At 65.8% G+C, this 6,355-nt stretch carries 7 protein-coding genes; 2 read left to right on the forward strand and 5 right to left on the reverse strand.

Annotated features, from left to right (window positions below):
- Positions 1-8: 8 nt before the first annotated feature.
- From K309_RS0125140 to purB, 3 genes are all read right to left on the reverse strand, one after another.
- Complete coding sequence (locus K309_RS0125140) at positions 9-590, reverse strand: YceI family protein (RefSeq protein WP_029048977.1); 582 nt, start codon at positions 588-590, stop codon at positions 9-11.
- A gap of 73 nt (positions 591-663) precedes the next feature.
- Positions 664-1,218, reverse strand: coding sequence for a cytochrome b (locus K309_RS0125145; protein ID WP_029048978.1), 555 nt, complete (start codon positions 1,216-1,218; stop codon positions 664-666).
- Between the two features lie 289 nt (positions 1,219-1,507).
- Positions 1,508-2,884, reverse strand: coding sequence for an adenylosuccinate lyase (gene purB, locus K309_RS0125150; protein WP_029048979.1), 1,377 nt, complete (start codon positions 2,882-2,884; stop codon positions 1,508-1,510).
- 387 nt (positions 2,885-3,271) lie between these two features.
- Between purB and K309_RS0125155 the strand changes: the two genes are divergently transcribed.
- Entirely contained in the window at positions 3,272-3,886 is a 615-nt protein-coding gene (locus K309_RS0125155) for a glutathione S-transferase family protein (protein WP_029048980.1), read from the forward strand.
- Between the two features lie 67 nt (positions 3,887-3,953).
- On the opposite strand, the gene mnmA is transcribed toward K309_RS0125155, so the two are convergent.
- Both mnmA and K309_RS0125165 read right to left on the reverse strand, forming a co-directional pair.
- A complete protein-coding gene (mnmA, locus tag K309_RS0125160) occupies positions 3,954-5,051 on the reverse strand; it encodes a tRNA 2-thiouridine(34) synthase MnmA (RefSeq protein ID WP_084402534.1) in 1,098 nt (365 codons plus the stop codon).
- Positions 5,048-5,539: an NUDIX hydrolase gene (locus K309_RS0125165; RefSeq protein WP_029048982.1), complete on the reverse strand. Its 492-nt coding sequence runs from the start codon at positions 5,537-5,539 to the stop codon at positions 5,048-5,050. The genes mnmA and K309_RS0125165 overlap by 4 nt, the downstream gene beginning before the upstream one ends.
- Before the next feature lie 280 nt (positions 5,540-5,819).
- On the opposite strand from K309_RS0125165, the gene K309_RS0125170 reads away from it, so the two are divergent.
- A partial coding sequence (locus K309_RS0125170) for a hypothetical protein (protein WP_029048983.1) occupies positions 5,820-6,355 on the forward strand: 536 nt, incomplete at its 3' end.

Consider the following 6,355-nt stretch of genomic DNA (forward strand, 5'->3'; position numbering starts at 1 on the left):
TGCCGGCCTTACTTCTTGGCCTGCACGATACGGAACTTGATCTGCACATCGTCAGCCACCACCGATGTGTCCTTCCACTCGCCGTCGCCGATGTTGAACGCGGTGCGCTTGATCGGCAGCGCGCCCTCGAACACCTGGCTGGCGCCTTCCTGGCGGTAGGTGGCCGGCACCACCACATCGACGGTCTTGCCCTTGATGGTCAGCTTGCCGGCGACGTCGTACTTGCCCGGCGTGCCGTTCTTGATGCTGGTGGACTGGAACACGGCCTTGGGGTACTTGGCCGCGTCGAACCAGTCCTTGCCCTTCACTTCCTTGGTGGTCTCGGCGTCGCCGATCTCGAAGCTGGCGACGTCGATCTCGACCTTGGCCGACGAGGCGGCCAGCTTGGCGGGATCGAAACTGACCTGCGCATCGAACTTCTTGAACTTGCCTTCCATCGGCACGCCGATCTGGCGCGCCACGGCGGTCACCGAGCTCTTGGCCGCGTCAACCTGGGCCCAGGCCAGGTTGGCGGCGATGCCTGCGGCGGCCAGCACGGCTGCCACGGTGGCGTTGAGGGCCAGCGAGCCGCGGCGGGAATGGCGATTCATCTTCAATGACTCCTGTATCAGGTTCGAGGTTCGGCGCAAGGCGCCGCAGTATGGGAAATGTCAGCGCAGAATATCAGCGCAGGAAGGGCAGCATCCGGCCCAGCGTGCCGTCGCGGTCGACGAACTGGTGCTTCACTGCCGCCGCCGCATGGACAACGACCACGGCGGCCATCAGGTAGTTCAGCCAGGCATGCGCAAACTTGAGCAATTCCTTCAGTTCGTCGTTCTTCTCGATCAGCACCGGCATCTTCCACAGGCCGAGGTAGACCACCGGCACGCCAGCCGCCAGGCTGTAGAAATAGCCGCTGATGGGAACGATCACGATCAACAGGTACAGCAGGTGATGCGCGCCGGCGGCGGCCCTGGCCTGCCATGCCGGCGTGCCGGGCGCGACCGGCGGGGCCGCGTGCGTGGCGCGCCACAGCACGCGCAGCAGCGCCACGGCGAAGATCGTCACGCCCAGCCACTTGTGCCACGAATACAGCTTCAGCTTCGTCGGCGTCAGCCCGGGGATGCCGGTCATGTACAGGCCGAGCCCGAACGCGCCGAAGATCGCCAGGGCGACGATCCAGTGCAGCGCGATGGCTGTGGCACCGTAGCCGGCCGGGGCATTGGCGGTAGAACGCATCTGTTTCCTCTCGCCCGGGTCATGGGCATTTCACAAATTTGGGGGAGCACCCTGGAATTGGATCCGCCGGGGCGCTGAAGATTCTCGCATTATTGCGGCGGGAAGTGCGCCCATGCAGGACAGTCCTTCATTAAGTTATTCAAATGCTTTGAAGTGTCATTCTGCCGCAAGCGCCACAACGCCGCAGACGGCTTCGAGGTAGCACAATCGGGCGCGGCCAAAGCAAAAAAGCCATCCTGGCGGATGGCTTTTTCTGACTGTGCCGGCGCTGCGGCCGACTGATGTGACGTTAAATGCGCTCTGCGAGCGAGACCGCCTTGCCGATGTAGCTGCCCGGCGTCATGTCGAGCAGCAGTTGCTTGGCATCGGCCGGGATCGCCAGGCCGTTGATGAAGGTTTGCAGCGCCTCGCGCGAGATGCCCTTGCCGCGGGTCAGCTCCTTGAGCTGCTCGTACGGATTGGGCACGCCGAAGCGGCGCATTACGGTCTGCACCGGCTCGGCCAGCACTTCCCAGCAGTTGTCGAGGTCTTCGTTCAGGCGCTCGGGGTTGGTTTCCAGCTTGCCCAGGCCGCGCAGGCAGGCCTCGTAGGCCAGCAGGCTGTAGCCGAAGGCCACGCCGATATTGCGCAGCACCGTCGAGTCGGTCAGGTCGCGCTGCCAGCGCGACACCGGCAGCTTTTCCGACAGGTGGCGCAGCACCGCGTTGGCAAGTCCGACGTTGCCTTCCGAGTTCTCGAAATCGATCGGGTTGACCTTGTGCGGCATGGTCGACGAGCCGATTTCGCCGGCCTTGGTCTTCTGCTTGAAGTAGCCCAGCGAGATATAGCCCCAGATGTCGCGGTTCAGGTCGAGCAGGATGGTGTTGGCGCGGGCGACCGCGTCGAACAGCTCGGCCATGTAGTCGTGCGGCTCGATCTGGATGGTGTACGGATTGAAGGTCAGGCCCAGGCGGGTCTCGATCACTTGCCGCGAGAAGGCTTCCCAGTCAAACGTCGGGTATGCCGACAGGTGGGCGTTGTAGTTGCCCACCGCGCCGTTCATCTTGCCCAGCAGCTCGACCTGCTCGATGCGCTGGATCGCGCGCGCCAGGCGCGCGGCCACGTTGGCCATTTCCTTGCCCAGCGTGGTCGGGCTGGCCGGCTGGCCGTGGGTGCGCGACAGCATCGGCTGGGTGGCATTGAGCCTGGCCAGTTCCACCAGGCGGGCGTGCACGCGCCTGAGCGCCGGCACGATGACGCCGTCGCGGGCGCCCTTGAGCATCATGCCGTGCGAGGTGTTGTTGATGTCTTCCGAAGTGCAGGCGAAGTGGATGAACTCGCTGGCCGCTTCCAGTTCGGCGTTGCCCTTGACCTGCTCCTTGAGCCAGTACTCGACGGCCTTCACGTCATGGTTGGTGACGGCTTCGATTTCCTTGATGCGGGCGGCATCGGCTTCGGAGAACTTGTCCACCAGTGCCAGCAGCGCGGCTTCGGAGGCGGCGGAGAACTTCGGCATGTCGGGCAGGCCGGTCTGGGCCAGCGCGATCAGCCAGTGCACCTCGACCTTGACGCGGTTGCGCATGAAGGCCGCCTCGGACAGCCATTCGCGCAGCGCGTCGGCCTTGGCGGCGTAGCGGCCATCGATCGGGGATAGAGCGGTGAGCGGCGAAAGCGAGGAGGTGGTCATGCTGGAAACCGGGGAAAGGAGGAAATAGGGGACGTACGGTGCACGCCGCGGGGGCTGGCGCGATATCAGCGTCGGATCGGCGGAAGCAACCGCCGGCAACAAGGGCGAAGCGCCCGATGCGCCGCACCGGCGGGTTCGCCCGCACGCGCCGCACCGGCGTCCGGCGCTGCGCAACGCGGGATTTTACCACCGCTGCCCCGGCTCCGGGGCAGCGGTCAAGTGCGCCCGCGGGGCATCGGTGCGCGACCCCGCATTCATCCGGCACCGCAGGTATACTCGCGCACGCCGTTCCAGTAGCCTGTTATGAAGTGCATCGGGCAGCAGCGCACCCCGGCGCCGCTGCCACGCCGCAGGCGATGCACTTCATAACAAGCTCAAGGGGAGAACATGAAGCTGTATGCGTCCCATACCAGTCCCTACGCGCGCAAGGTGCGCGTGGTGATGGCGGAAAAGAAGATCGACTACCAGCTGGTTGAAGAGGACGTCTGGTCGCCGGAATCGAAGATCGGCCAGTACAACCCCCTCGGCAAGGTGCCTTGCCTGGTGATGGAAGACGGCGGCGCCATCTACGATTCGCGCGTGATCGTCGAATATGTCGACACGCTGACGCCGGTCAGCCGGATGATCCCGCAAGGCGGGCGCGAGCGGCTGGAAGTGCGCTGCTGGGAAGCGCTGGCCGACGGCCTGCTCGACGCGGCCCTGCTGGCGCGCCTGGAAGTGACGCAGCGCGAGCCGCACGAGCGCAGCGAACGCTGGGTCAAGCGCCAGCTCGGCAAGATCGACGCGGCGCTGGCCGCCATGGCACACGGCCTGGCCGACCGCCCCTTCTGCACTGGCACGCACTATTCGCTGGCGGACGTCGCGGTGGGCTGCGCGCTGTCCTACCTGGATTTCCGCTTCCCCGATATCGCCTGGCGCGAGCGCCATCCCAACCTGGCGGCGCTGGAAGAAAAGCTGTCGAAGCGGCAGTCATTCATCGATACCGCGCCGCCGCGCGGCTGAAACCCGCCCGCCTTGATAAAAAACACCCGCACACAGCGGGTGTTTTTTATCCGGCCGCCGGCAGCGCCTACTGGATGATGCCGCCGCCCAGGCACACCTCGCCGTCATACAGCACCGCCGACTGCCCCGGCGTGACGGCCCACTGGGCCTCGGCAAATCCCAGCTGCAGCGTGTTCCCGTCCGCCGCCTGCACGGTGCAGGCGGCATCACTCTGGCGATAGCGGGTCTTGGCCGCCATCGCCGCGCCCGCGGCCGGTGGCGCGCCGGCCACCCACGACAGATCCGAGGCGGTCAGCACCGGCGTCAGCAACCACGGGTGGTCGTGGCCCTGCACCACGTATAGCGTGTTGTTCGCCATATCCTTGCGCGCCACATACCAGGCATCGCCGTTGCCATCGCGGCTGCCGCCCAGGCCAATGCCCTTGCGCTGGCCCAGCGTATAGAACGCCAGCCCGATATGCTCGCCCACGACCTTGCCCTCGGGCGTCTTCATCGGGCCCGGCCGGGTCGGCAGGTAGCGGTTCAGGAAATCGCGGAACGGCCGTTCGCCGATAAAGCAGATACCGGTCGAATCCTTCTTTTTCGCGTTCGGCAGGCCGATCTCGGCAGCGATCTCGCGCACGCGCGTCTTGGGGATCTCGCCCAGCGGGAACAGCGTGCGCGACAGTTGCGCCTGGTTCAGCCGGTGCAGGAAATAGCTCTGATCCTTGGTGTGGTCGAGCGCCTTGAGCAGCTCGAAGCGCCCTGCCGCGTTCTGGCGCACGCGCGCATAGTGGCCGGTGGCGATGGTCTCGGCGCCCAGCGACATCGCATGGTCCAGGAAAGCCTTGAACTTGATCTCGGCATTGCACAGCACGTCGGGGTTGGGCGTGCGGCCTGCCGAATACTCGCGCAGGAAATCGGCAAAGACGCGGTCCTTGTACTCGGCGGCAAAGTTGACCGCCTCGACGTCGACGCCGATCAGGTCGGCCACCGACACCACGTCCAGCCAGTCCTGGCGTGTGGAGCAGTACTCGCTGTCGTCATCGTCTTCCCAGTTCTTCATGAACAGGCCGATGACCTCGTAGCCCTGCTGCTTGAGCAGCCAGGCAGTGACCGACGAATCGACCCCGCCCGACATGCCCACGACCACGCGCTTGCCTTTCGCGTTTGCGTTCGCGCTCACAACTGTGCTCCCACGGACAACGCCGAAGGGTGCGTGTACAACGCGTCCAGCGCGAAGCGCTTGCCGGCCAGGTAATCGTCGACGCAGGCCACCACGAGCGGCGAGCGATGGCGTTCCGGGCACGCGCGGATCTCGTCGGCACTCATCCAGACCGTGCGCACGATGCCGGTGTCGAGCTGGCGGCCCGCGTCGAGCGAGCCCAGGTCGCCGGTAAAGGCAAAGCGCACGTATGTGACATCCGTACCGCTGCGCGAAGACAGCGAGCGGCCCATGTAGCAGCCCAGCAACGCACGCGGCTCGAAGGTGTGTGCGGTTTCTTCCAGGGTTTCGCGGATAACGGCGCGGATCAGGCTCTCGCCCGGATCCAGGTGGCCGGCGGGCTGGTTCAGCCGCAGGCCTTCCGCGGTTTCCTCTTCGACCAGCAGGAAGCGTCCGCCGCGCTCGATCACGGCGGCAACGGTCACGCTGGCATTCCAATCACGTGGCATGATGCTCAATTTTTAGGCAATCTCGCATTCTACCGGTTGCCGGGGCATCGTGCAGCGGCATCGGCCGCCGACCAGACAGCCAGGCGAAACTGTTCGGAACTGTCCGGAAATTCGTCGCCGCACTGCAACAAAAACCGACCGCGCGGTCACACCATAGCGCGTCAGATTGCTGTAAGCTGCGAAAAAATTGTGCGCTGCGGCCAGGCCGGCACGGCGAGCAACGGACCAGACGTCGGTCCGCCCAACCAGATCACGACGCCAGCTAAAGGAGAAATCGACGATGTACATCGGCATCCCGCAGGAGACGCGGGCAGGCGAAACTCGCGTCGCCGCCACCCCCGAGACGGTCAAGAAGTACGTCGCCCAGGGCCACAAGGTGGTCGTCCAGGCCGGCGCCGGCGTTCGCGCCAGCCAGCCCGACGGCGCGTATGAAGCGGTCGGCGCCACCATCGGCACCGCTGCCGAGGCGCTCGGGGCGCAACTGGTGCTCAAGGTACGCGCCCCCGAGCCGGCCGAACTGGCCCAGATGAAGGCCGGGGCTGTGCTGGTGGGCATGCTCAATCCCTTCGATGCCGAGAACAACGCACGCATGGCAGCAGCCAACGTGACCGCGTTCGCGCTCGAGGCCGCGCCGCGCACCACGCGCGCGCAGAGCATGGACGTGCTGTCGTCGCAGGCCAACATCGCCGGCTACAAGGCCGTGCTGGTGGCCGCGCACCACTACCAGCGCTTCATGCCGATGCTGATGACCGCCGCCGGCACCGTCAAGGCCGCGCGCGTGCTGATCCTGGGCGCCGGCGTCGCCGGCCTGCAGGC

This window comes from Cupriavidus phytohabitans, from assembly GCF_000426345.1.
Classification (GTDB): Bacteria; Pseudomonadota; Gammaproteobacteria; order Burkholderiales; family Burkholderiaceae; genus Cupriavidus.